Below are 23966 nucleotides of genomic sequence, written 5' to 3'. Positions count from 1 at the left end.
CACTTCTTTGTTATTGGACGGGCAACCAAATCTCAATCAAGTCGTCGGCTCCGTCTTGTCCATGAATGTAGCGCTCAAAATCGAGTGCATCTCGCAACGTTACATCCGGCAATGCTAGAAGTTGATTATATGTTGTAGGAATGCCTGGAATTCCCCCTTCGACCGTGGCGACAAGATACCGTCCTGCCGACAGTTCAACCTGTCTTCCGTCTTCACCTGTGACAGGATTAGTCATCCCTGCTAAATAGGTTTCTTCTTTCGCTAAACAGACGCCATATGATTCGTCTGTCGTCAGCTCTGGTTGCAGCTTTTCCCAAACGAATGGGATTTTGGTGAGTTCTGATACATAGCCGTTTACGATTTTCGGTTGGTCCCACATCTCATAACGTACTTTCATTGAATCTCCCCCTGTTTGCATCCATTTAATTTGTTGCTCAACTTGTCGCAACGCCTCGATTTCACGTTGGACCTCATCAAGTCTGCTGTCGAGTAACCCACTCACACTTTCTGCCGTTTGAATTTGTTCGAGCGAGATGCCCATTTGACGTAGTAATTTGATTTCGTTCAAGCGCCTTATTTCTTCCATCCCGTATAACCGATACTGATTGTCTAAACGAGTCGGTTGGACAAGTCCTTTCGCTTCATACCATTTGATTGCCTTAGTGGACAACCCCGTTAGATGAACCACTTTTCCGATTTGAATCATTGGCGTCCCCCCTTCTCGTTTATCATAAAGCCGCCCGTAGCGGACAGGTCAACATTTTTATTCCTTGACCTCGACCCCGAACACATAGCGACTATCGCCTTGCGTCCAGTCTCCGCCCGTCTCGAATACATAGACGCCGGGTTCGTCGGGCACGACCGGTTCAGCCGGGACGAGCTCCCCGTCAATCACTTGATGGAACGAGGCGTTCGACGGCTCGGCGTGAAACTCGACATCAATCTCGGCCCCCGCTTCGACCGGCACGAGCTTCAAGTCGTCCGCCTCGGGTAACCCATGGTCCTCACATACCGCCTCGCCTCCGTCCGACCAACAGAACGTCGACTGTTTCACTTCCGCGGTCACGCTGCCTACCCGGACCGTCGGGAGCGGCGGTTTGAGCGACGTCTCCGACTTCCAAAACGAGGTGGCGTACAACGCCCCTCCGACCACGAGCAATCCAATCACAGCGATCCATAATCCTTTTCGTCTCAATCCGCTCATCCCCTTTGTACGTCTATTCCCCGTTCCACGAAAAAACGACCCACTTCCGTGAGTCGTCCCGTTCATTTCGGGCGTCGGAGCCCTTTCATCATATAGCCGCCTTTAAAGTCGATTGGGTCGAAAGCGACGAGGAACGCCTTCGGCTCATACTCCTCGACCATTTGACGCAAATCCTTCATCCGTGTCCGTGCCGCCAAGACGTCGAGACGATAGCGGATGCCGTCACGTCCCTGACCTTGATAGTGCGTCACCCCGTAGCCGCTGTCGCGCATCTTCTGGATGAGCTCGGCCGGGAACTCTTGCGTGTGCACTTGAATCATATTGTAGCCGATCGCAAGCTTGCGCTCGACGTAACCGCCGACGAGAATACCGAGCCCGAAGCCGACCGCATAGACGATCATCCCAATCGTCGTCAAATCTTGGAACACGATGCCGAGCGCGAAGATATAGATGAGCGTCTCAAGCGTACCGAACAGCCCCGCAATCATCGTTTTCCCTTTGACGAGCATGATGGTCCGAAGCGTCAACACCGGTACATAAAGTAGTTGTAAAACAAGGATGAGCAAGATTTGCCCCATTGGAACGACCTCCATTCAAATTCAATACAACCACTATTTCAAATTTCAGGGCCGGATGCAACCAAAAAAGGCTGACCGGAGTCAGCCTTTCGCAATTATTTGTCTAAGTTATCAACGCTCGTGAGCAGTTCATAGTCTTTACGGATGACCTGATAGATGGCATTCGTGTCGCCTGACAATACTTCTTCAGCCCGCAATTGGTTGAGGAAGAGGCTTGTCGCGAACGTGACGAGAGCGCTTTTCGGGATCCCGATTTGTTTCGCACGCTCCGTGATGACCTGGTCTAAGTCAGCGTCAATCGTGAGCGAGATTCTTTTCTTTGCATTCGACATAATCATGAAGCTCCTTTAAGTTACATTATCTAAGTCTTATACACAATTGCTAATTATATAGGAAGAATGGTTTTGGCGCAACCAGCGTCACGTTGAGCTGATTTCTTCCCCATTGCGCACCTTGTCCGCAATCTGGTCGATCTTGCGGAGCCGGTGATTGATTCCCGACTTCGAGATTGGTCCCGTCTCGAGCATCTCACCGAGTTCTTGGAGCGAGACGTCTTGATGGGTGACGCGGAGCTCGGCGATCTCACGGAGTTTGACCGGTAAGATTTCAAGCCCGACCGTGCGCTCGAGGAACTTGATGTTCTCGACTTGGCGGAGCGCCGCCCCGACGGTCTTGTTCAAGTTCGCCGTCTCACAGTTGACGAGCCGGTTGACTGAGTTGCGCATGTCCTTGATGATGCGCGCGTCCTCGAAGTCGAGCATGCCGCGCGTCGCCCCGACGAGCTTCAGGAAGTCCGAGATTTTTTCGCTCTCCTTGATGTAGAGGATATGCCCTTTCTTCCGCTCGAGCGTCTTCGCGTTCAAGCCAAAGCGGTTGGCGAGGTCGCGGAGCGCCTGGTTATGGTTCTCGTACAGGCTGTACACCTCGAGGTGATACGACGACGTCTTCGGATGGTTAATTGACCCGCCGGCGAGGAACGCTCCGCGCAAATAGGCCCGGGCGAGATTCTCGTCACGCGTCATATCCGAGTTGAGCGTCCGAATCATCTCATAGTTCTCCCCGAGAATCTCGAGGTCCTTCAACATCGTCTCGGCGCGTTGGGCGACCCGGACGATATAGACGTTGTTCTTCTTCAACCGCATTTTCTTCCGTACGAACAAATCGAGATGATGGTCGTACAGCCGTTTCATGAGGGAATAGATTCGGCGTGCGATGGCGGCGTTCTCGGTCGAGACGTCGAGCGTCATCCCCCGCCCTAAGGCGAGCGAGATGACCCCGTTCATCCGGACGAGTGCGGACAGTTCCGCTTTCGCCTCGGCATCGGTCACGACGAGTTGCGTCAGTTCTTTTTTGACGTCAGAGGCAAAGCTCATGTCAGTCCCCTCCTTTCTGTTCAATCACAACTTATTTCAGCTCGAGCTCTTGGAACGAGCGTGGTTTCTTGATGCGCAGCACGCGCTGCATGACGAGTCCGGCGATGGCGTCTGAGTCGTGGCGGATGTAATCGCGGTTATAGTCGACGATGTCACCGGCGAGCACGTTCGTGCCATAGTTCCGGAGCTTCTTGCGGTCGAACCGGACCTCTTCCGAACCGTCCTCGAGGTAACGCTCTAAATAGATGTCCTCGATCGGTTCGTTGTTGACGACAATCGTGTCGACCGTCGACTTGCCGAGATACGCCTCGATCGATTTCAAATGCTTCATCGCGTCGTACCCTTTCGTCTCACCCGGTTGCGTCATGACGTTGCAAATATAGACGACCGGCTTCCCGGAGCGGACGATGGCGTCACGCACTTCCGGAATCAACAAGTTCGGGATGATGCTCGTATAGAGGCTTCCTGGTCCGAGTACGATCAAATCGGCGTCCTCGATTGCCTCGACGACACCGGCCGCCGGCTTGATGCCCTCTTCGAGCAGGAACAAGCGCTTGATCGGTTTTTCGACGAGCGGGATTTTCGATTCGCCTTTGACGATCGTCCCGTCCTCGAACTCGGCCGCAAGCGTCATGAGCGTCTCCGTCACCGGGAGCACCTTGCCTTGGGCGTTCAACAGCTGCGACAAGACGTCGACCGCCTTAACGAACGACCCTTCACAGATGTGCGTCGCCGCCGTCAACATGAGGTTGCCGAGTGAGTGACCTTCGAGCCCATAGCCGCTGTCGAACCGATATTGCAAAATCTTGTCCATGAGCGGCTCGACCTCGGACAAGGCGAGGATGACGTTTCGGATATCGCCGGGGGGTAACATATGGAACTCGTCCCGGAGGCGTCCCGAGCTGCCCCCGTCGTCCCCGACCGTGACGATGGCCGTGATATCGAGCGGATAATGTTTCAAGCCCCGTACGAGCGTTGACAGGCCCGTACCGCCACCGATGGCCGTAACTTTTCTGTCGCGTCTCATCTTATTTCTCCTTCGTCGCATGCGCGAGGTCGCGATGGACGGTCTTGACGTTATAGCGCTCGGCGAAATGGGCCGACACTTTCTCGGCGAATGTGATCGAGCGGTGCTTCCCGCCCGTACAGCCGAAGGCGACGACGACTTGCGTCTTCCCTTCGCGCTTGTACTGCGGCAACAGGAATTCGAGCATGTCGATCAGTTTCTTATAGAACGCCCGCGCCTCGGGGTGCGACATGACGTACGTCTGGACTTCTTCCGTCTGCCCGGTGAGCGGACGGAGCTCCGGGATATAGAACGGGTTCGTGATGAAGCGGACGTCGAACAACAAATCGATGTCGAGCGGGACGCCGTGCTTGAACCCGAACGACATGAAGTTGACCGTGAACGGGATTCGTTCCTCGTTGAATTGGAGCAAGATGCGGTCTTTGAGCATCTGCGGCTTCAAGTCGGTCGTATCATAGAGCGTATGGGCCCGGTCACGGAAACCTTCAAGCAACGAGCGCTCGAGACCGATGCCGACGAGCGGCGCGTCTTCCGGGGCGAGCGGATGCGACCGGCGCGTCTCTTTATAGCGACGTACGAGCACTTCGTCCCGTGTGTCGAGATAGAGCAAGTGCGGATGCACGTTCTTCTGTTCCAAGTCGTCGATGACGATGAACAGGCTGTCGATGAAGTCGCGCGTGCGCGTATCGATGGCGACGGCGATTTTCGGCCGGACCGAGCTGATGACGTCAATCAATTGCGGCAACAAGACCGGCGGCAAGTTGTCGACGCAAAAATAGCCGAGGTCCTCAAAGCTGTTCATCGCGACCGATTTCCCGGCCCCGCTCATCCCGCTGATGATAATCAATTCTTCTAATCCTTTAAAGTCTTCCATGTCACTGACGCCCCCTTAAAATTGACAACCGAGCCGTGTGTGTAGCTCTCTTCTGTCTTTAGTATAACGAACGCCTGAAAAAAAGAGAAGGGATTGCGGTTGCCCGCAATCCCTTCTGTCTCCTGTCACGCGTTTTGTTCGTGCAACGCCTCGAGGAGTCCCTCGATATAGTGTTGCGCGTTTTGAGCGGCGATCGATCCGTCGTTCGTCGCGGTGACGACTTGGCGGAGCGTCTTTTCGCGAACGTCTCCGGCTGCGAAAATCCCAGGGATTGTCGTCTCCATCGCTTCGTTCGTGACGATATAGCCTTGCTCGTTCGTGATGCCGAGGTCTTTGACGAAACCAGTGATCGGGTTCATGCCGATATAGATGAACACGCCGTCGATCTCATGGTCCGACTCCGTCCCGTCGACCGTGCTGACGAGACGGGCCCCACCGACTTTTCCGTCCGCTTCTTTAATCTCTTTGAGCGTATGGTTCCAGATGAAGTCGATTTTCGGGTTGTCGAACGCCCGTTTTTGAAGAATCTTTTGCGCGCGAAGCTCGTCGCGACGGTGGACGATCGTGACTTTGTCAGCGAAGCGTGTCAAGAAGACACCTTCTTCGACTGCCGAGTCACCGCCACCGATGACGAACAAGTTCTTGCCTTTGAAGAATGCGCCGTCACAGACCGCACAGTACGAGACACCGCGGCCGCCGAGCTCTTCTTCGCCCGGGACACCGATTTTCTTGTATTGCGCGCCTGAGGCGAGAATGATGGCCCGTGCTTTATAGTCGCGGTTGTGAGCGTGAACGACTTTATACTCCGTTTCGTCCGAGATGCTTTGAACGTCGCCATAGGCGTATTCCGCACCGAACGCTTTCGAGTGGTCAAACATTTTTTGAGACAAGTCTGGGCCGAGGATACTGTCGTAGCCCGGATAGTTTTCGATATCTTCCGTGTTCGCCATCTGTCCACCAGGGATGCCACGTTCGATCATGAGTGTCGATAAGTTAGCACGCGACGCGTAAAGTGCCGCTGTCATTCCGGCTGGGCCGGCCCCGATAATAATGACGTCATAGATTTTTTCTTCTGTCATAATGATTCCACCTCTGCATGAAATTGATTGACTTCAGTATAAGAAACCTAGGGAGGTATCGTCTATCTTTATGCTTGTTCGAGTGTCTGTTTGAACGAACGGATCGTCTCTGTGAGCGTCGCGACATCGATACCGAACGTATCGGCACAGTCATCGAGGATGAGGGCGTCCCGCTTCGCATAGAACATCCAGACGAGGGCCGCGGCCGATGCCGTGGTGTCCTCGAATGATGCGCCGGCGAGCAACAAGCGCGCGAAGCGTTCATAGAAGTCGCCGTCGAGGCTCATCAGTTCGGCTTCCGACACTTCCGTCTCGGCGAGCAGAAGCGCGTCATACGCCCGATTGATGCGGACATCGCCTTTGAATGGGGCCTGGCAAATCTCGGCCCGGCACTTCTCGGCGAAGGCGAGCACCGTCTCGTTGTCGGTAATGCCGCCCGTCAATGCGAGCGCTTCGAACGCCTCGTCATCGGCGAGCTTCGAGATGATTCGGATAATCTCGATCCGTGCCGCGTCTTCTTCTTGGCGCAAGCCTTGGACGAGCGCCGAACGGAACTCGAGGTTGTCGCGGATGTCGTACGGGCTCTTCTCTTCGAATTGTTTCAACTCGTCACTGTTCAAATAGGTAGCCGCTTCTTCAAGACGCCCTGTCTTGTAGGCGGATACGCTGAGCCAATGCCCGAACAGTGAATCCCCACGGAACCCGCGTTCTTTCAACAGGCGGAGTTCTTCGTACGCGCGGTCGTATTGACCGACGAGCGCGAGCGTCGTGGCGAGTTTGTAGCGTAAATCGAACTGGAGCGGACGGACACGTGTCAGCGGGACCGACAGTTGCAGCGCCGCGTCCGATTGTCCGGCTTCATGCAACAACAGAATTGTGTTCAAGAGCGCATGCAAGTTGCCCGGGTTCTCGTCGAGCACATGCTCGAGCGTCTCGAACGCCGCGTCATCGTTGCCGAGATAAAAGTTGACGACGGCCAAGTTGTTGAACGCCGGCCAAAAGCGCGGGTAGCGGTCGATTAACCGTTCGAGCGTCGACTTGGCGGCGAACAGGCGGCCTTTGTCGATATGCTGCTGGGCCTCGGTGTGCCACGTGATCAGTTCGTCTTCTTCATCGTCCTCGAGCTCTTGCTCGAGTTCGATCAGTTCCAACAACGATTGTACCGAGTCCGCGTAGCGTCCGTGCGCCTCGACTTCGAGGTAACGGTTCGCATACATCGCTGCTTCTTCATATAAAGAGATATAAGCGCAGTTGCTCGCAAGGTGATACAAGGCCTCGGTTGACGTTTCATCGAGTTCAAGCACCCGTTTCCACACGTCATTGGCGTGGTAGATCTCCCCTACTTCAAATAACAGTTCAGCGTACTGTTTGTGATAGTCGACGCGGTGGGCTGCAGCCGCTGTGGCTTCAGCCATGAAAAAAGTCGCTTCATCTAGGCGACCTTCACGTAACGCACGACGACCTCTATAGTAGTGGAGCTCCGCGGCGAGCGGAGATTCTGGTTCGGGTAGCGTCATTACTGCTTCATAGTTCGCTTCCATATTCTAAATCCTCCACATCATCTCTAAATCTTTTTTTAGTTGCAGGGTTAAGAATACCGCACTCAATCAGTGAGGGCAACTGAAAAACTTAAAAAAAATCGGGACTATATTCCTTCTATAATGAATATATTTTGCTAGGTCCCATAAATGCTTTTTGACAAAAATATGAGCGTTTCGTGTCAGCGCCCACAGACACAAAAAAGCGGCATCTCCTTTAAAAAAAGTGATACCGCTCTAGTAATTTTATGAGGACTGACATATCTTGACCTCAAAATGATTTCGCGCTAAATTGTGTCTATTTTGTGTCGACAGTTTGGAGCTTTGCGCCTACGACGCGCTCTCCAGGCCGGACGTCCCGATGCACGATGGCGCCGGCACCGATGACGGCCCGGTCACCGATCGTGACGCCAGGCAGGATCGTCACGTTCGCCCCAATCAACACCTCGTCCCCGATATGGACGTCCCCGATCCGATACTCGTCGACGAGATACTCGTGACAGAGAATCGTCGAGTTGAACCCGATGACCGTGTTACGGCCGATCGTGATTCGCTCCGGGAACATGACGTCCGGCGTCACCATGAGAGCGAGCGCACTATACTCTCCAATCCGCATGCCGAGGAACGTCCGGTACAACCAGCGTTTCGCTTTGACCGATGGGAAGTAGCGGCCGATCAAGACGACGGTCGTGTTCTTGAAGACGCGGAGGAAACGGATTGTCCGATACATCTGCCAGAGCGGGTTCGGCCCGTCGAGACGAAACCGTTCCGTCTTACGCATGGACCGTGACCTCGTCGAGCCACGCCTCGAAATGTTCCATCGAGTCGATGATGACGTCGGGCTCGAGTGATTCCAAGAACGCGCGGCCTTTCAACGCCCAGCCGACGGCGACCGTCTTCGTGCCGGCGTTCTTGCCGCTGAAGATGTCCGTGTCGTTGTCACCGACCATGACGGCGCGGTCCGCCGTCGACCCGAGCGCGCCGAGCGCCCGCTCGACCGGTTCGGCGTGTGGCTTCTCATGAATGACATCGTCGGCCGTGATGACGACGTCGAACAAGTGGTCGATGTTGAACAGTCGTAGCCCTTGCTCGACGACGGGACGGCCTTTCGACGTGACGACACCCATCTTGTAGCCTTTGGCGTGAAGGCGGTACAACCCTTCGATCACACCCGGGTACTCGGCGACGAGTTGGTCGTGCATGGCGATGTTGAAGCTACGATAGAACGCCTGCATCTCTTTCCATTCCGGTTCATTGAGCGCTTTGAACGATTTCTCGAGCGTCGGTCCGATGAACGGGAAGATGTCCTCATCGCGGTACGTCTCGTCCGGGAAGTAATACCCGAGCGTATGACGGAAACTCGCGATGATGAGCGGGTTCGTATCGAGCAACGTACCATCCAAATCGAATAGAAGCGTATCCATCAATCAAACAGTCCTTTCTCTGAAGGGTCATCGTATCGTTTAGCTTTGCGGCGGACAATCATCATGACGATACCGAACACGATCATCGCGATCGAGACGAGCTGTGCCGTCCGGAGGTCACCGGCCATCAAGCTATCGGTCCGCAGTCCTTCGATATAGAAGCGGCCGATCGAGTACCAGACGAGGTACGACAAGAAGATATAGCCGCGCGGCGGGTTACCGACCATGCGCCACACGACGAGCAAGATGACGCCGATGATGTTCCAGATGCTCTCGAACAAGAACGTCGGCAAATAATAGGCACCGTCGATATACATCTGGTTGACGATCCAGTCCGGGAGGAGCAGCGTCTCTTTCAAGACACGGCTCGTCGTCTCGGCCCCGTGTGCCTCTTGGTTCATGAAGTTGCCCCAGCGTCCGACCGCTTGTCCGAGGAGAAGCGACGGTGCGAGGATGTCCGTGATTTTCCAGAACGACATCGACTTGCGCATGCAATAGATGACGACGACGAGCAGCGCCCCGAAGATGGCCCCGTGAATGGCGATGCCGCCTTGACGGATGTCGATGATCTGTCCGAGGTTCTGGCTATAGTAGTCCCATTGGAAGACAACGTAATAGATACGGGCGAAGACGATACTAATCGGAATCGACCAGATGATGACGTCGACGACCCGTTCTGAATCGTAGTTGAGCCGTTTCGCCTCGAACAAGGCGAGGATGAGGCCGAGCATCGCCCCGAAGGCGATAATCATGCCGTACCAATAGATCGGGAGCGACCCGATTTCAAACGCGACGCGGTCAAACGTTGGCTCTACCATTATTCCATGTCCCCTTCGTTGTCATGGATGGCGTTCGCGAGCCGTTCCGCGAACTCTTCGGCCGTATTGATGCCCATGTTCTGCAGGCGGTAGTTCATCGCCGCGACTTCGACGATGACGGCCAAGTTGCGTCCCGGACGGACCGGAATCGTCAAAATTGGCACTTCGCTATCGATGATTTTCATCGTGTTGTGATCGAGCCCGACGCGGTCATACACTTTGCCCGCATCCCAGTTCTCCAGGTTGATGATCAAGCTGATCTTCTTGTGCGACCGGACGGCACCGGCGCCGAACAACGTCATGACGTCGATGATGCCGATTCCGCGAATCTCGAGCAAGTGGCGAATCAGCTTCGGTGCCGAACCGACGAGCAACTGGTCCCCGGTCTGGCGAATCTCGACCGAGTCATCGGCGACGAGGCGGTGACCCCGCTTGACGAGTTCGAGGGCGGTCTCGGATTTCCCGACGCCGCTCTGCCCTTTGATGAGCACGCCGACGCCGTAAATATCGACGAGCACGCCGTGCATCGCCGTCATCGGTGCAAGTTCCATCTCGAGGAAGTTCGTGATTTGCGACTCGATCGACGTCGTCACCGCGTTCGTGCGCATGAGCGGTACGTTCGCCGCCTCGGCTTCCTGTTCAATCTCTTTTGGAATGTCGAAGCCGCGCGTGATGAGGATGCCCGGTGTCAATTCCGTGCATAAAATCTTCGCCCGCTCGCGGCGGCTCTCTTCCGACAAGCTCGCATAAAACGTGAGCTCCGTCTTCCCGAGCACTTGAATCCGATTTTTCGCATAGTGGGTATAGTAGCCGGCAAGGACGAGTCCCGGTCGACTGAGGTCCGGTGTGGCGACGGGACGGTGAAGTCCCTCTTCTCCGGCGATGACTTGAAGTTTGAAGCGCTCAACGAGTTGAGCCGTGCGTACGATATTTTGCATGAGTAATCTGCCCCTTTCACGCTCATTATTGTATCATAGCTCTTCTTGAGAAGCGTCAACGAAAGTGAGCCGAAGCGTGTCGAAAAAATGGGGTGAAACTAAATTGTGGCAAATCCGTAGAACGGGTATAGACGAATAGGGAGGTGAAATCACATGAATTCACTATTTTGGATTGCCATTGTCTTTATTTTTATCGTCGGGATTGCGGCGCTCGTCTACTTGGTCAAGTCACTGTTTGACATGTGGCGCGAGTATGCCGCGACGAAGAACGAGACGGTGCTGTTATTGTTCATCTTGAACATCGTCGGCTTGTTCTTGTCCGGGTCGCTTCTATCGATGATCGTCGCCATCATCTTCTATTGGAAACGGTCGAAGACGATGCGGAACCTCGGCATCTTCTTGCTCATCGCCGGACCGGTCCTCTTCATCTTGTTCATCATCGGCTCATTCACGCTGTATGACGGTCAAATGATGGATTGGGAACAGATGGAGTATCAAATGAATCTATGACATGACAAAAACCCGGAGGCGCTCGCCTTCGGGTTCTATCATGCTTGCATCATTCGCCCGGCAAATAGCCGATCACAGTATCCGACTCCGGTGCGACCAAAATCGTCGGGACGCCGACGCTGCTGTTCGGGTCCGCTTCGAACGAGACGGCGAGCGCCTCGGTGCCCGCATACGCATCGTCCAACAATTCATAGCCGTCATCGACCGTGACACGATCCACCTCGGCACTTGCTCCCGCATCGAGTGCAGGTTCTTGCCAGTTGCGCGCGGTCACATACGCCCAAGCGACGGCAATCGCCTCGTCGTCAGCCGGCTCGTTCCCGTTGACGATGCGCTGTTCGTCGTCACACCCACTGAGCAACAGCACCGCAATCATCATCCATCCGTACGTGGACACGAATCGCCTCATCCCATCCCTCCTTCTATCAAGTTGAAAGAAACCCGAAGGCGAGAGGCCTTCGGGTTGTCGGTCATTGCTGATGGAACGGGTTGTTCAAGTCGGCCGGATTGACCGGGTCGACGGGATCGATCGGTTCGACCGAATCGTGCTTGTCCTCCTCGAGGAACGTCGACGGCGTATGGAGCGAGCCGTGTTCGAGGTCGATTGTACCGGTACGTGTCCCGGCCTCGACTTCGATGCGCGGCGTCTGCCCACGTCCCGACAGGAATTCAAGACGACGCTGGGCGACGTCTTTCCGGTCACGGATCAACTCGAGCTCGTCCAAGTTACAGTGGAGGCCACCGAAGTTCGTCTCAAGCTCCCCTTCGACCTCGACGCCGTGCGGCAAGACGAGGCGGATGTTCCCGGCGAGCGAGGCGAGTTCGAACTTGGCCGGACGTGCCGTCGCGAGTTCGGCCCGGATGTTCCCGTTGCCGGTCTTGAGCGACGCCTTGTCATATTTCCCGTTCACGATGACGGCACCGTTGCCGGTCCGGACGTGGACGAGTTCAGACTCGACCGCTTCGACTTCGACCGTGCCGTTCCCCGTATTGAGGAGCAGCTCCGAGGCGTGCACTTCATGGAGCACGACTCGACCGTTCGCCGTCTGGATGCGGACGCTCTCGACGTCGAGGCCGTCCGCGCGGACTTCCCCGTTGAGCGTCTGCACGTGCAGGTGATCGAAATGATGATGTGGGACGTACAGTTCGACGTGGGCCCGGACGAGTTTGTCACGGAGCGACACGACGAGACGGTCACCGATGACCGAGTGCTTGACCGCCGACTGGAGCTGTTCGAGCGCCTTGTCCGCATCTTGTTGACGGAGCGGACGGCCGGTGACGATCAGTTCGCACTCGTCGTGGTCCGACGAGACGATTGTCGCCGAAGCGTTGAACAAGTCGAGGGCGATGTCTTTCCCGGTGAACGGGAACGATTTCGAGTACGTCACTTCCGGTCCGAAGTTCGAGCTGAACGAGAAGTCGCTGTCGCGAAGTTTTGTCACGAGCCCTTCGACGGCCGACGTCAGTTTCGTCGTGAGCGACTCGACCGAGTACGCATCGACTTTCTCCGTCTCTTGACGTTCCTCGAGCGCTTGGACGCGCTCCGGTTCGAGCCGTTCGAGTCGCTCGAGCTGGGTCATTCCCTCTTCAATCGTCAGCTTCCCATCCTTCACTTGCTGGAGAATCAGTTCACGCATTTCTTGTTTCACTGTTCGTTTCCCCCTTCGATTTGGTTACACGTCAATCATGTTCCCGTTTCTCATCATTTCTATACCTTACTTCCGTTTTCCTGCTTTTGGTTTGGCTCGGGCTGAATCCCGCTCGAGCACCGGCTTCAAATACTTGCCGGTATACGAGGCCGCCACTTCCGCGACTTCCTCCGGTGTCCCGGTCGCGACGATCGTTCCGCCGCCGTCCCCGCCCTCAGGTCCGAGGTCGATCAAGTAGTCGGCCGATTTGATGACGTCGAGGTTATGCTCGATGACGAGCACCGTGTCCCCGTTCTCGACGAGGCGTTGCAGTACTTTCAACAGGCGGGCGATATCGTCGACGTGAAGTCCCGTCGTCGGCTCGTCCAAGATGTAAATCGTCTTGCCGGTCGAACGCTTGTGGAGTTCGGAGGCGAGCTTGACGCGCTGCGCTTCCCCGCCCGACAGTTCCGTCGCCGGTTGGCCGAGTTTCATATAGCCAAGACCGACGTCATAAATCGTCTGAATCTTGCGCTTGATTTTCGGGATCTTATCAAAGAAGTCGAGCCCTTCCTCGATCGTCATATCGAGCACGTCGGCGATCGTCTTGCCTTTATATTTCACTTCGAGCGTCTCACGGTTATAGCGTTTCCCGTGACATACTTCACACGGCACGTAGACGTCCGGCAAGAAGTGCATCTCGATTTTGATGATTCCGTCCCCACGACACGCCTCGCAACGGCCGCCCTTGACGTTGAAACTGAAGCGGCCTTTCTTATAGCCGCGCATCTTCGCCTCATTCGTCGAGGCGAACACGTCGCGGATATCATCGAACACGCCGGTGTACGTCGCCGGGTTTGACCGCGGCGTCCGTCCGATCGGCGACTGGTCGATATCGATGACTTTATCGATATGGTCGAGCCCTTCGATCTTCTTATGCTTCCCTGGCTTCGCCTTGGCCCGGTTGATGTGATGGGCGAGCGATTTATACAGAATCTCGTTGATGAGCGTCGACTTCCCGGAACCGGACACACCGGTGACGGCGATGAACATACCGAGCGGAATCGAGACGTCGACCCCTTTCAAATTGTTCTCCTCCGCCTTCAAGATCTTCAAGAAACGCTCGTCCGGCACTTTGCGTTCGGCCGGGAGCGGAATAAATTTCTTGCCGGACAAGTATTGGCCCGTCAGTGAGTTTTTGTTTTTCATGAGTTGCTTCGGTGTGCCGGCGGCGATGACTTGACCCCCGTGTTCCCCGGCGCCCGGTCCGATGTCAATCAAATAATCGGCCTCCATCATCGTGTCCTCATCGTGTTCGACGACGATGAGCGTGTTGCCGATATCGCGCATCTGTTTGAGCGTCGCGATCAAGCGGTCGTTGTCCCGTTGATGCAACCCGATTGACGGTTCATCGAGGACGTAGAGCACGCCCGTGAGTCGCGAACCGATTTGCGTCGCGAGACGAATCCGTTGCGCTTCTCCGCCCGATAACGTCCCAGCGGCGCGTGACAACGTCAAATAGTCGAGACCGACGTTGTTCAAGAAGCTGAGCCGCTCGCAAATCTCTTGCAAGATGAGACGGGCGATGGCGATATCTTTTTCGCTCAGTTCCGTCATGATCGAATCGAACAGGTCGATGGCGTTGACGACCGACAAGTTCGTCACTTGGCCGATATGGTGGCCCGTGATTTTGACGGCGAGCGTCTCTTCTTTCAACCGGTAGCCGCTACATGTCGGACAAGCGTGCGTCGCCATGTACGTCTCCATCTGTTCACGGATATAGTCCGACGTCGTCTCTTTATAGCGACGCTCGATGTTACGGAGCACCCCTTCGAAGAAGATTGTGTTCGTCCGGACTTGTCCGAAATCGTTCTCGTAACGGAACAGGAACGACTCTTCGTCCGTCCCATGCAAGACGAGGTCTTGGTCGCGCTTCGATAACCGTTCGAACGGCACGTCCATGTCGATGTCGAAGTGTTTGCACATCGAGGCGAGCAGTTGCGGATAATATTGCGAACTCGTCGGCTGCCAGGCGACGACCGCACCTTCCTTCAGCGTCTTCGACGGATCGGGGATGACGAGTTCCGGGTCGACGTCGAGCTTCGTGCCGAGGCCATCACATGTCGGACAAGCGCCGAACGGCGAGTTGAACGAGAACATGCGCGGTTCGAGTTCTCCGATTGAGAACCCACAAATCGGACAGGCGTGATGCTCGCTGAACAACAGCTCGGTGCCGTCCATCTTGTCGATGATGGCCCGACCATCGGCGAGGCGAAGCGCCGTCTCGAGCGAGTCGGCGAGACGTCCTTCGACGTCGGCACGGACGACGAGGCGGTCGACGACGACTTCAATCGAATGTTTCTTATTCTTGTCGAGCTCGATCTCATCGGTCAGTTCAATCGTCTCCCCGTTGACACGGACGCGGACGAACCCTTCCTTTTTGAGCGAGTCGAACACTTTGACGTGCGTCCCTTTGCGACCCGAGACGATTGGCGCCAAAATTTGCAGGCGCGTTTTCTCCGGCAGCTCCATCACTTGGTCGACCATCTGTGAGATCGTCTGGCTCGAGATTTCGATGCCGTGACGCGGACAGACCGGTTTCCCGATGCGGGCGAACAAGAGGCGTAAGTAGTCGTAAATTTCCGTCACCGTCCCGACGGTCGAGCGCGGGTTGCGGCTCGTCGTCTTCTGGTCAATCGAGATGGCCGGGCTCAGCCCCTCAATCGTATCGACGTCCGGCTTGTCCATCTGTCCGAGGAACTGACGGGCGTAGGCCGATAAGCTCTCGACGTAACGGCGTTGCCCTTCGGCGTAGATGGTGTCGAACGCGAGTGACGACTTCCCGGAACCGGACAAGCCCGTCAAGACGACGAGCTGGTCCCGTGGAATATCGATATCAATGTTTTTCAAGTTGTTGACGCGCGCCCCTTTGATGACGATCGCATTTTTCTTTTCAGCCATTTAATTCCCTACCTTCAACTCCAAGATTAAGTCACGCAATTCGGCCGCCCGTTCGAACTGGAGGTCGCGGGCCGCTTGTTTCATTTCTTCTTCTAGCTTGGCGATGGCTTCTTCGCGCTCGGCCGGCTTCATCGAGCTGAGCGATTCGAGCACATCCTCCTCGGCGTCGACCGTCGCCCGGATGACGCCACGCACTTCTTTGCGAATCGTCTGCGGGGTGATGCCGTGTTCTTCATTATAAGCCTGTTGAATCGAGCGACGACGGTCGGTCTCTTCAATCGCACGCTTCATCGAGTCGGTCATCTTATCCGCAAACAAGATGACGTGCCCGTTCGAGTTCCGCGCCGCCCGGCCAATCGTCTGGATGAGCGACCGGTCCGAACGGAGGAAGCCTTCCTTGTCGGCGTCGAGAATCGTGACGAGACTCACTTCCGGGATGTCTAGCCCTTCTCGCAGCAAGTTGATCCCGACGAGGACGTCGTATTTCCCGAGACGCAAGTCGCGGATAATCTCGATCCGCTCGAGCGTCTTGATTTCCGAGTGCATATAGTTGACCTTGATGCCCGCTTCCCGTAGATAGTCCGACAAATCCTCGGCCATCTTTTTCGTGAGCGTCGTCACGAGGACGCGTTCGTCACGTTTGATGCGGTCGCGAATCTGATCCATCAAGTAGTCGATTTGTCCTTTGATCGGATGAATCTCGATCGTCGGGTCAAGCAGTCCCGTCGGCCGGATGATCTGTTCGATCATGTGCGGAGTGTGTTCGAGCTCAAACGGACCTGGTGTCGCCGAGATAAAGATCGCTTGCGACAACTTCTTCTCGAACTCGTCGAACTTGAGCGGACGGTTATCTTTAGCTGAAGGCAGACGGAAACCGTGGTCGACGAGCACTTGTTTCCGGGCCTGGTCACCGTTATACATGCCGCGCACTTGCGGCAGCGTCACGTGCGACTCATCGGCGATGAGCAAGAAGTCTTTCGGGAAGTAGTCGATAAGCGTGTACGGTGTCGCCCCGGCCTCCGTCAAGTTCAAATGACGCGAATAGTTCTCGATGCCTGAACAGTAGCCCATCTCACGCATCATCTCGAGGTCGTAGTTCGTCCGCTGTTCGAGACGCTGGGCTTCAAGCAGTTTGCCTTCCTCGCGGAACTTGGCGAGTTGTTCTTCGAGCTCGGCCTCGATGTTGACGATTGCTTTTTGCAGCTTCTCGTCGCGGGTGACGAAGTGGGACGCCGGGAAGATTGAGACGTGCTCGCGGTCGGCGATAATCTCGCCGGTGAGCGGGTCCATCTCGCGGATGCGATCGATTTCGTCACCGAAAAACTCGACGCGCAAGCATTGTTCGTCGCGTGACGCCGGGAAAATCTCGACGACATCGCCGCGGACACGGAACCGGCCGCGCTGGAAATCAATATCGTTCCGTTCATATTGGATGTCAATCAGTTTGCGGAGCATCTGGTCGCGCCCCATCTCTTTCCCGACACGGAGACTTAAGACGAGACTGTTATATTCTTCCGGGTTACCGAGACCGTAAATACAGGAGACGGAAGCGACGATGATGACGTCGTCGCGCTCGAACAAGGCCGATGTCGCCGAGTGGCGGAGTTTATCGATCTCATCGTTAATCGAGGCGTCTTTCTCGATGAACGTGTCGGTCGACGGAACGTACGCCTCCGGCTGATAGTAGTCATAATAACTGACGAAATATTCGACGGCGTTGTTCGGGAAGAACTCTTTGAACTCGGAGTAGAGCTGTCCGGCGAGCGTCTTGTTGTGGGCCAAGACGAGCGTCGGCTTCTTCACTTCTTGGATGACGTTCGATACGGTGAACGTCTTCCCTGTACCGGTCGCCCCGAGCAACGTCTGATATCGGTCGCCGCGCTCGATGCCTTCGACGAGCTGACGAATCGCTTCCGGTTGGTCGCCGCCCGGCTTATATTCTGATTGTAAGTCGAACGGAACGCTAATCTTATCCATGTATATTCCTCGCTTTCTGTACCTTGCATAGTGCCTTGATTATATCACATACACGAACAAATATTCGCTTCTGACACGCTTCCCAAATCGTTCCGCTTTTCGTTATCATGGAGAATGAATCTAAACAGAAACGAGTTGGTCGTCATGTGGTCGCTTCTCTTTATCCCGCTCGGTGCCATCGTCGGCGCCTTGTCCGGTTTTTTCGGCATCGGCGGCGGGGTCATCATCGTCCCGGTGCTGCTCTTTAGTGGATACTCGGCGGCCGAGGCCGTCGCCACGTCGCTCTTGTTCGTTGTCGGGACGAGCCTGTCCGGCGCCAAGAAACATACGTCTCTCGGCAACGTGTCGTGGTCGACAGGTATCACGGTCGGCTTGGCCGGTGCCGTCACGGCGCAACTGTCGAGCCGGCTCGTCCTCTCGATCTCGGGAACATATGACTGGTTGCTCAACCTATTTTATCTGGCTATCCTATCTTATTTTGCCGTTACGCTATTAAAGAAAACATCGAAACCGCAGAAGCCGAAAAAATCATCGCTCGTCGCGGCTCTCGTCATTGGGATGATGGCCGGTTTTTTGTCGGCCCTGCTCGGCATCGGTGGCGGCTTTATCATCGTCCCGCTGCTCGTCAGTTGGCTCGGCTTCTCGACGCATCGCGGGGTCGGGACGAGCCTGGCCGCCGTCCTGTTCATCTCGCTCGGCGGACTCGTCGGCTACCTTCCGTCACTGTCGCTCGACTATATGACACCGCTCGCGTTGGTCGTCGGGGCGTTCATCGGGGCCCCGCTCGGCGCCTCACTCACGAATCGTTATCACGATAAAGAGATCTCCACCCGGCTCGCCTGGTTATATGTGGCCGTCATCGTCTCAATCGCGCTCGACCTCGGTGCCGCCCTCTACGCGCCGCTCGCATACGTCAGTTTGGCGGTCCTGCTCGTCTTTCTGATCGGGATTGCATTCGACTTCAAACGGCATTTTGTCAATCAAAACCACTTTTCATAAGAAAAGTGGCTTTTTTTGCATACTCGGTTTTGAAACGCTTACATTTGGGGCATATAATGAAGTGGTAAGCCAAATTTAATATGGAAGGAAGGGAGTATCACATGTCAGCATTCGTCAGCGAAATTATTGGTACAATGCTACTCATCTTGCTCGGAAACGGTGTCGTCGCCGGCGTCGTCCTCCGCCATTCGAAAGCGGAGAACGCAGGCTGGGTCGTCATCACGTTCGGTTGGGGCTTCGCCGTTATGATCGGGGTATACGCGGCCGGAATCTACGGAGGGGCGCACTTGAACCCTGCCGTCACGGTCGGGCTCGCGACAGCAGGCTCATTCCCTTGGGCTGATGTGCCAGGCTACATCTTGGCGCAGTTTATCGGGGCGTTCATCGGGGCCGTCCTCGTATATGTCCATTATAAGCCTCACTATGATGCAACCGACGATCCAGGCGCCAAACTCGCCACGTTCTCGACCGCACCGGGAATTCGTAGTACGCCGTATAACGTAATCGGGGAAATCATCGGGACGTTCGTTCTCGTCTTTGGGATTTTATCATTCGGGGCTAACACGTTCACGGACGGTTTGAATCCGTTAATCGTCGGTTTCCTCGTCGTTTCAATCGGTCTCTCGCTCGGTGGTACAACGGGATATGCGATCAACCCAGCGCGTGACTTAGGGCCACGGATTGCCCATGCGATCCTTCCAATCAAAGGCAAAGGTACGTCGGACTGGGGCTATTCATGGATCCCGGTCGTCGGACCAATCATCGGTGCAATCATCGCCGCCTTGATTTACGGCATTCTCGTACCATAATCTTTCTAATTTCTAAGGAGGCTCTCTCATATGGAGAAAGAAAAACGTTACATTTTAGCACTTGACCAAGGAACGACGAGCTCACGCGCCATCATCTTCGACCACGACGGAAAAATCGTCACGGTCGCTCAACGTGAGTTCAAACAGTACTTCCCGAAACCGGGCTGGGTCGAGCATAACGCCAACGAGATTTGGGGTTCTGTCCTCGCCGTCATGGCCGAGGCGTTCGGATCGGCGGATATCGATCCAAAAGAGATCGCTGCCATCGGGATCACGAACCAACGGGAAACTGCCGTCGTCTGGGAGAAATCGACAGGACGACCAGTCTATAACGCGGTCGTCTGGCAATCGCGGCAGACGGCTGGCATCTGTGACGAGCTGAACGCGGCCGGACATGGGGACTTGTTCCGCGACAAGACGGGCCTCTTGATTGACGCCTACTTTTCAGGAACGAAAGTCAAATGGATTCTCGATAACGTCGAAGGTGCCCGCGAGAAAGCGGAAGCCGGCGACCTCCTCTTCGGGACGATTGACACGTGGCTCATCTGGAAACTGTCAGGCGGTCACGCCCACGTCACGGATTACTCGAACGCCTCGCGGACGCTCATGTACAACATCTATGAGCAGAAGTGGGACGATGAGCTCCTCGAGATTCTGACGGTACCAAAATCGATGCTCCCGGAAGTCAAACCGTCGAGTGAAGTATACGCCAACACGATCCCGTATCATTTCTTCGGCTTCGAAGTGCCGATTGCCGGTGCGGCCGGTGACCAACAGGCTGCCCTCTTCGGTCAAGCTTGCTTCGAGTCAGGGGAAGGGAAGAACACGTACGGTACGGGTTGCTTCATGCTCATGAACACGGGCGAAGAAGCCGTCAAATCGGACCACGGGTTGCTCACGACAATCGCTTGGGGTTATGGCGGTAAAGTCGAATATGCGCTCGAAGGATCGATTTTCGTCGCAGGTTCGGCCATCCAATGGCTTCGCGACGGACTCCGCATGCTTAAGTCGGCGAAAGATACAGAACAGTACGCCAACCGGGTCGAAACGACTGACGGCGTCTACGTCGTCCCTGCCTTCGTCGGTCTCGGTGCACCGTACTGGAACTCAGACGTACGTGGTGCCATCTTCGGCCTTACACGTGGTACGGAGAAAGAACATTTCGTTCGGGCGACGCTTGAATCCCTCGCATATCAGACGCGCGACGTATTGACGGCGATGGAACAAGATTCTGGCATCGAGTTGAAAACGCTCCGCGTTGATGGTGGTGCGGTCAACAACAACTTCCTCATGCAGTTCCAATCGGACATCTTGAACGTGCCAGTCGAACGTCCGGAAGTGAGCGAGACAACGGCCCTCGGTGCCGCCTACCTCGCAGGACTCGCTGTCGGGTTCTGGAAAGACCAATCCGAAATCAAGCAACAGTGGAAACTCGATCACAAGTTTGAACCGAACATGGACGAGTCACACCGTGAAAATCTGTATAAAGGCTGGCAACACGCTGTCGAAGCGACGATGGGCTTCAAACCATCGAAGCTTGAACTTTAATCGAACGAACGAAAGGGAGCACCCGCTGAGGATGCTCCCTTTTATAATTTCCGTAACCGTAGACGCGGGCTCGCCGGTTCGACGACGAACAAGATGCCGAGCTCGTGCGGGTCGGTCTCATACATCGCCCGTTGCACGAAACGAATGTCTCCGTTCAAATTGAGCACCTCGAGCTTGATGTACGGCTTATGGAGCTGGAGCGCCTCATAGAAGCTACTCCCGCCTGTGATGACCGTGCCGTTCACTTTATAGATTGACTCGCCCGGGATGAGCTGCATCGCCTCACCCGGCGAACCCGGGAGCGTGTCGATGATGACCGCGCCCCGATTCCCGTTAATGAACACCGGTGTCGTCCCCCGATTCTCGCGCTTGATGAGTTGCAACGCGAGCTCATACAAGACGAACACGCCGAGCAACCCGTAGGCCGCATACGGTATGTCGATGACGTACGACGCCCCGAACATGCCGAGCGCGACGAGCGCGAGCAGACCGCGATACAGGCTCAGGCGCCCGAGGAGCGTCCCCGGCAAGGCGCCGGTCGACAACAGGCTGACCCCAATCGGAATCGGCAAGATGACCGGTACCGGCATGTCGAGTCCGAACGATGGTGGCAAAAAGACGACGAGCGGGAAGAACCAAAGCCGTTTGACGACATGCCCGCCGATGAACTGGCCTCGTTTGGACAAGATGAGCGTCGGTGACGTCTCGATTGGTCCGTTCCAACGTAAGAGAATCGCTTCCGCCAAGGTGACGACACCGAACACGAGCGCGTATACCGTCCACTCGACCTCGGCCAGCCGGTCCATCCAACTTGAGACGGCGCCATAGTCGACGACGTCACGCAGTGCGATGGCCATCAACATGAGCAGGAACGGGAACGCCGGACTGCTGAAGCGCGGGTGCATCGTCAAGACGATGAGCGCATACAGCACGCTGAACGTCATGAGCCACTCCCAGTTGACGGTCGTCTCGAGTAAAATCAATGCGGCTGAACCGATGACGGCGAGCAACAGGCTCGGCCATACGAAATGGCGCCAGTCCGATTTCGGCGAACGTCGCCGCGAGCGGAACATGCCCCGCTCCCGTTTGATGCGCGTCATGGATATGTAAGCGAGGGCGACGAGCGTCGCCCAGAGTAGCGGACTACCGATCAAGGTCAACAAAGCAGTAAAACTCATTCGTAGAACGTCCACACTTGTCCAATCCTTTCCCTAATCCTTATTTTGCAGCTTCTTCGAGCGCACGGTTCAATTGGGCATCGTTCGCCTCATCTTGAATCACCTCGAGCAAGCGTGACTCGAGCGCCGACGCCGTCGCCTCATTGACGACCCCGTCTTCCGGCAAGTTATTGTCGGCCTGGAAGTCGCTGACGGCACGGGCCATCGTGTCACCGAAATACCCCGGCTGCCCGCCCGGCTCATAGCCGATGCCCGACAGCACAGTGTGCAGGTTCGACACCGCCTCGCCGAAGTCGCCGACTTTGAGTTCGTCCGTATCGGCGAGGATGCGGTTCACCCCGAAGTAATCCGGTTGATTGACCTCGACGTCCGGCTCGATGCCTTTCTCGTTAATCCAGTTGCCGTCCGGCGTGAGCCATTTGCTCGTCGTCAGCTTCAAGTTGCTGCCGTCCTCGAGATCGAACGCCGTCTGGACGACCCCTTTTCCGAACGTCTTGTTGCCGATGATTGTGGCGCCGGCCCCTTCTTTGAGCGCCCCGGCCAAAATCTCAGAGGCCGACGCCGATCCCTCGTCCGTCAAGACGAACAAGTCGTATGGTTTCGCCTCGCGGGCGCGGCCGCTCTGCGATTCGCGTTCCCCGTCCGCGTTCTCGATTTGGACGACCGGTTTATTCGTCGGGACGAACCCTCCGGTCATCTCGATGACGGCAGGAAGCAAGCCACCCGGGTTCCCGCGTACGTCGATGATGAGGCTGTCGATGTCTTCTGACTCGAGCGTCTCGAGCTGCTCCAAAAACTCATCGGCCGTCGGCTCAGAGAACTGGGTCACCTCGATATAGCCGATTTTCTTCCCGTCCTGCTCTTTCACTTCCGAGTAGACGGTCTCGATCGGAATCGTGTCACGTGTGATCTCATAGTCGGCCTCTTGGCCACCGCGACGGATCGTGAGCGTGACGACGGTCCCTTTCTCGCCTCGGATGAGTTGGACCGCCTCTTCGACGGCCATCCCTTCAATCGACTCCCCGTCGACCGCCGTGATGACGTCTCCGGCCCGGAGGCCCGCCGCCTCGGCTGGTGCGCCTTTGATTGGAGCGACGATTAAGATGTCTTCTCCTTTCTTCTCCAAAGTCGCGCCGATTCCTTCAAAGCTCGACTCAATCGAGTCGGTGAACTGCGACGTCTCTTCGGCGTCGAGGAAGTCCGAGTACGGGTCGTCGAGCGCTGCCGTCATCCCGTCGAGGGCACCGGTCAACAAGTCCTCTTCTGAGATATCCTTCAACGAATGCGTCTCAATCAATTGGCGGACTTGTTCCACCTTGTCCCAGCCTTCTGCTTTCGGTTGAAGCGGTAACGGCGCATCGGTGAACGCCATCGTCGCGAGCCCAGCACCGGCTCCGGCGACGAACGTGGCGCCAGCTAATAATCCTGCGGTTGTATTTTTCACGGGTAGTCCCTCATTTCTCTTTGTCAGTCTTTCATCCAGTATAGCAAAAAGTTCAGAAA

At 55.8% G+C, this 23966-nt stretch carries 23 protein-coding genes; 4 read left to right on the top strand and 19 right to left on the bottom strand.

The annotated features are described in order from the left end of the window. Positions 1–10 precede the first annotated feature (10 nt). From KNP83_RS03450 to hprK, 13 genes are all read right to left on the bottom strand, one after another. Complete coding sequence (locus KNP83_RS03450; RefSeq protein ID WP_214760569.1) at positions 11–706, bottom strand: MerR family transcriptional regulator; 696 nt, start codon at positions 704–706, stop codon at positions 11–13. 57 nt (positions 707–763) lie between these two features. Then, complete coding sequence (locus KNP83_RS03445) at positions 764–1204, bottom strand: hypothetical protein (RefSeq protein ID WP_214760567.1); 441 nt, start codon at positions 1202–1204, stop codon at positions 764–766. Between the two features lie 62 nt (positions 1205–1266). Beyond that, positions 1267–1782: a DUF2179 domain-containing protein gene (locus tag KNP83_RS03440; RefSeq protein WP_214760564.1), complete on the bottom strand. Its 516-nt coding sequence runs from the start codon at positions 1780–1782 to the stop codon at positions 1267–1269. A gap of 95 nt (positions 1783–1877) precedes the next feature. After that, positions 1878–2114 (bottom strand): hypothetical protein, encoded by a 237-nt coding sequence (locus tag KNP83_RS03435; protein WP_021065439.1) that lies wholly within the window; start codon positions 2112–2114, stop codon positions 1878–1880. Between the two features lie 87 nt (positions 2115–2201). After that, complete coding sequence (gene whiA, locus KNP83_RS03430) at positions 2202–3155, bottom strand: DNA-binding protein WhiA (RefSeq protein WP_214760562.1); 954 nt, start codon at positions 3153–3155, stop codon at positions 2202–2204. A gap of 31 nt (positions 3156–3186) precedes the next feature. Beyond that, complete coding sequence (locus tag KNP83_RS03425) at positions 3187–4182, bottom strand: gluconeogenesis factor YvcK family protein (protein WP_214760560.1); 996 nt, start codon at positions 4180–4182, stop codon at positions 3187–3189. 1 nt (position 4183) lies between these two features. Continuing rightward, positions 4184–5056 (bottom strand): RNase adapter RapZ, encoded by an 873-nt coding sequence (rapZ, locus tag KNP83_RS03420; protein WP_128124256.1) that lies wholly within the window; start codon positions 5054–5056, stop codon positions 4184–4186. Between the two features lie 125 nt (positions 5057–5181). Then, complete coding sequence (gene trxB / locus KNP83_RS03415) at positions 5182–6135, bottom strand: thioredoxin-disulfide reductase (RefSeq protein WP_214760557.1); 954 nt, start codon at positions 6133–6135, stop codon at positions 5182–5184. 68 nt (positions 6136–6203) lie between these two features. Beyond that, positions 6204–7676 (bottom strand): tetratricopeptide repeat protein, encoded by a 1473-nt coding sequence (locus KNP83_RS03410; protein WP_251139171.1) that lies wholly within the window; start codon positions 7674–7676, stop codon positions 6204–6206. A gap of 295 nt (positions 7677–7971) precedes the next feature. Next, positions 7972–8454, bottom strand: a complete 483-nt coding sequence (locus tag KNP83_RS03405; protein WP_214760555.1) for an acyltransferase — start codon at positions 8452–8454, stop codon at positions 7972–7974. Next, the gene (ppaX, locus tag KNP83_RS03400) at positions 8447–9097 is read right to left on the bottom strand and encodes a pyrophosphatase PpaX (RefSeq protein WP_214760552.1); all 651 of its coding nucleotides are present in this window, start codon (positions 9095–9097) and stop codon (positions 8447–8449) included. The genes KNP83_RS03405 and ppaX overlap by 8 nt, the downstream gene beginning before the upstream one ends. Then, entirely contained in the window at positions 9097–9915 is an 819-nt protein-coding gene (lgt, locus tag KNP83_RS03395; protein ID WP_214760550.1) for a prolipoprotein diacylglyceryl transferase, read from the bottom strand. The genes ppaX and lgt overlap by 1 nt, the downstream gene beginning before the upstream one ends. After that, positions 9915–10853, bottom strand: coding sequence for an HPr(Ser) kinase/phosphatase (gene hprK / locus KNP83_RS03390; protein ID WP_214760548.1), 939 nt, complete (start codon positions 10851–10853; stop codon positions 9915–9917). The genes lgt and hprK overlap by 1 nt, the downstream gene beginning before the upstream one ends. 153 nt (positions 10854–11006) lie before the next feature. Here hprK and KNP83_RS03385 point away from each other — a divergent pair, with 153 nt between their 5' ends. Next, positions 11007–11363: a hypothetical protein gene (locus tag KNP83_RS03385; protein WP_029595046.1), complete on the top strand. Its 357-nt coding sequence runs from the start codon at positions 11007–11009 to the stop codon at positions 11361–11363. Positions 11364–11412: 49 nt separating this feature from the next. On the opposite strand, the gene KNP83_RS03380 is transcribed toward KNP83_RS03385, so the two are convergent. The 4 genes from KNP83_RS03380 to uvrB form a co-directional block, all read right to left on the bottom strand. Beyond that, positions 11413–11772, bottom strand: coding sequence for a hypothetical protein (locus KNP83_RS03380; RefSeq protein ID WP_214760546.1), 360 nt, complete (start codon positions 11770–11772; stop codon positions 11413–11415). A 61-nt stretch (positions 11773–11833) separates the two neighbouring features. Next, positions 11834–13012 (bottom strand): DUF4097 family beta strand repeat-containing protein, encoded by a 1179-nt coding sequence (locus KNP83_RS03375; protein WP_214760544.1) that lies wholly within the window; start codon positions 13010–13012, stop codon positions 11834–11836. Between the two features lie 66 nt (positions 13013–13078). Continuing rightward, the gene (uvrA, locus tag KNP83_RS03370) at positions 13079–15952 is read right to left on the bottom strand and encodes an excinuclease ABC subunit UvrA (protein WP_021065426.1); all 2874 of its coding nucleotides are present in this window, start codon (positions 15950–15952) and stop codon (positions 13079–13081) included. Beyond that, a complete protein-coding gene (uvrB, locus tag KNP83_RS03365; RefSeq protein WP_251139170.1) occupies positions 15953–17929 on the bottom strand; it encodes an excinuclease ABC subunit UvrB in 1977 nt (658 codons plus the stop codon). 114 nt (positions 17930–18043) lie between these two features. Between uvrB and KNP83_RS03360 the strand changes: the two genes are divergently transcribed. From KNP83_RS03360 to glpK, 3 genes are all read left to right on the top strand, one after another. Continuing rightward, positions 18044–18928, top strand: a complete 885-nt coding sequence (locus tag KNP83_RS03360) for a sulfite exporter TauE/SafE family protein (protein ID WP_214760541.1) — start codon at positions 18044–18046, stop codon at positions 18926–18928. 101 nt (positions 18929–19029) lie between these two features. Continuing rightward, a complete protein-coding gene (locus KNP83_RS03355; RefSeq protein WP_214760539.1) occupies positions 19030–19737 on the top strand; it encodes an MIP/aquaporin family protein in 708 nt (235 codons plus the stop codon). 30 nt (positions 19738–19767) lie between these two features. Further along, positions 19768–21285 carry a glycerol kinase GlpK gene (glpK, locus tag KNP83_RS03350; protein ID WP_214760536.1) on the top strand — a complete coding sequence of 506 codons (1518 nt, stop codon included), beginning with the start codon at positions 19768–19770 and terminating at the stop codon, positions 21283–21285. 41 nt (positions 21286–21326) lie between these two features. On the opposite strand, the gene KNP83_RS03345 is transcribed toward glpK, so the two are convergent. Both KNP83_RS03345 and KNP83_RS03340 read right to left on the bottom strand, forming a co-directional pair. Beyond that, positions 21327–22463: a PDZ domain-containing protein gene (locus tag KNP83_RS03345; protein ID WP_214760534.1), complete on the bottom strand. Its 1137-nt coding sequence runs from the start codon at positions 22461–22463 to the stop codon at positions 21327–21329. Between the two features lie 40 nt (positions 22464–22503). Then, positions 22504–23907 (bottom strand): S41 family peptidase, encoded by a 1404-nt coding sequence (locus tag KNP83_RS03340; RefSeq protein WP_214760532.1) that lies wholly within the window; start codon positions 23905–23907, stop codon positions 22504–22506. Positions 23908–23966 lie beyond the last annotated feature (59 nt).

Source organism: Exiguobacterium sp. s146, assembly GCF_018618415.1.
Taxonomy (GTDB): Bacteria; Bacillota; Bacilli; order Exiguobacteriales; family Exiguobacteriaceae; genus Exiguobacterium.
This window is presented reverse-complemented; position numbering and strand designations above follow the sequence as displayed.

Bases quoted from the DNA above. Each gene is read 5' to 3' on its own strand.
- rapZ (WP_128124256.1), bottom strand. From the start codon at position 5,056: ATGGAAGACTTTAAAGGATTAGAAGAATTGATTATCATCAGCGGGATG.
- hprK (WP_214760548.1), bottom strand. From the start codon at position 10,853: ATGCAAAATATCGTACGCACGGCTCAACTCGTTGAGCGCTTCAAACTT.
- KNP83_RS03380 (WP_214760546.1), bottom strand. From the start codon at position 11,772: ATGAGGCGATTCGTGTCCACGTACGGATGGATGATGATTGCGGTGCTG.
- whiA (WP_214760562.1), bottom strand. From the start codon at position 3,155: ATGAGCTTTGCCTCTGACGTCAAAAAAGAACTGACGCAACTCGTCGTG.
- KNP83_RS03435 (WP_021065439.1), bottom strand. From the start codon at position 2,114: ATGTCGAATGCAAAGAAAAGAATCTCGCTCACGATTGACGCTGACTTA.
- KNP83_RS03405 (WP_214760555.1), bottom strand. From the start codon at position 8,454: ATGCGTAAGACGGAACGGTTTCGTCTCGACGGGCCGAACCCGCTCTGG.
- KNP83_RS03445 (WP_214760567.1), bottom strand. From the start codon at position 1,204: ATGAGCGGATTGAGACGAAAAGGATTATGGATCGCTGTGATTGGATTG.
- trxB (WP_214760557.1), bottom strand. From the start codon at position 6,135: ATGACAGAAGAAAAAATCTATGACGTCATTATTATCGGGGCCGGCCCA.
- KNP83_RS03440 (WP_214760564.1), bottom strand. From the start codon at position 1,782: ATGGGGCAAATCTTGCTCATCCTTGTTTTACAACTACTTTATGTACCG.
- KNP83_RS03450 (WP_214760569.1), bottom strand. From the start codon at position 706: ATGATTCAAATCGGAAAAGTGGTTCATCTAACGGGGTTGTCCACTAAG.
- KNP83_RS03360 (WP_214760541.1), top strand. From the start codon at position 18,044: ATGAATCTAAACAGAAACGAGTTGGTCGTCATGTGGTCGCTTCTCTTT.
- KNP83_RS03425 (WP_214760560.1), bottom strand. From the start codon at position 4,182: ATGAGACGCGACAGAAAAGTTACGGCCATCGGTGGCGGTACGGGCCTG.
- uvrA (WP_021065426.1), bottom strand. From the start codon at position 15,952: ATGGCTGAAAAGAAAAATGCGATCGTCATCAAAGGGGCGCGCGTCAAC.
- ppaX (WP_214760552.1), bottom strand. From the start codon at position 9,097: ATGGATACGCTTCTATTCGATTTGGATGGTACGTTGCTCGATACGAAC.
- lgt (WP_214760550.1), bottom strand. From the start codon at position 9,915: ATGGTAGAGCCAACGTTTGACCGCGTCGCGTTTGAAATCGGGTCGCTC.
- KNP83_RS03410 (WP_251139171.1), bottom strand. From the start codon at position 7,676: ATGGAAGCGAACTATGAAGCAGTAATGACGCTACCCGAACCAGAATCT.
- KNP83_RS03345 (WP_214760534.1), bottom strand. From the start codon at position 22,463: ATGAGTTTTACTGCTTTGTTGACCTTGATCGGTAGTCCGCTACTCTGG.
- KNP83_RS03385 (WP_029595046.1), top strand. From the start codon at position 11,007: ATGAATTCACTATTTTGGATTGCCATTGTCTTTATTTTTATCGTCGGG.
- KNP83_RS03355 (WP_214760539.1), top strand. From the start codon at position 19,030: ATGTCAGCATTCGTCAGCGAAATTATTGGTACAATGCTACTCATCTTG.
- uvrB (WP_251139170.1), bottom strand. From the start codon at position 17,929: ATGGATAAGATTAGCGTTCCGTTCGACTTACAATCAGAATATAAGCCG.
- glpK (WP_214760536.1), top strand. From the start codon at position 19,768: ATGGAGAAAGAAAAACGTTACATTTTAGCACTTGACCAAGGAACGACG.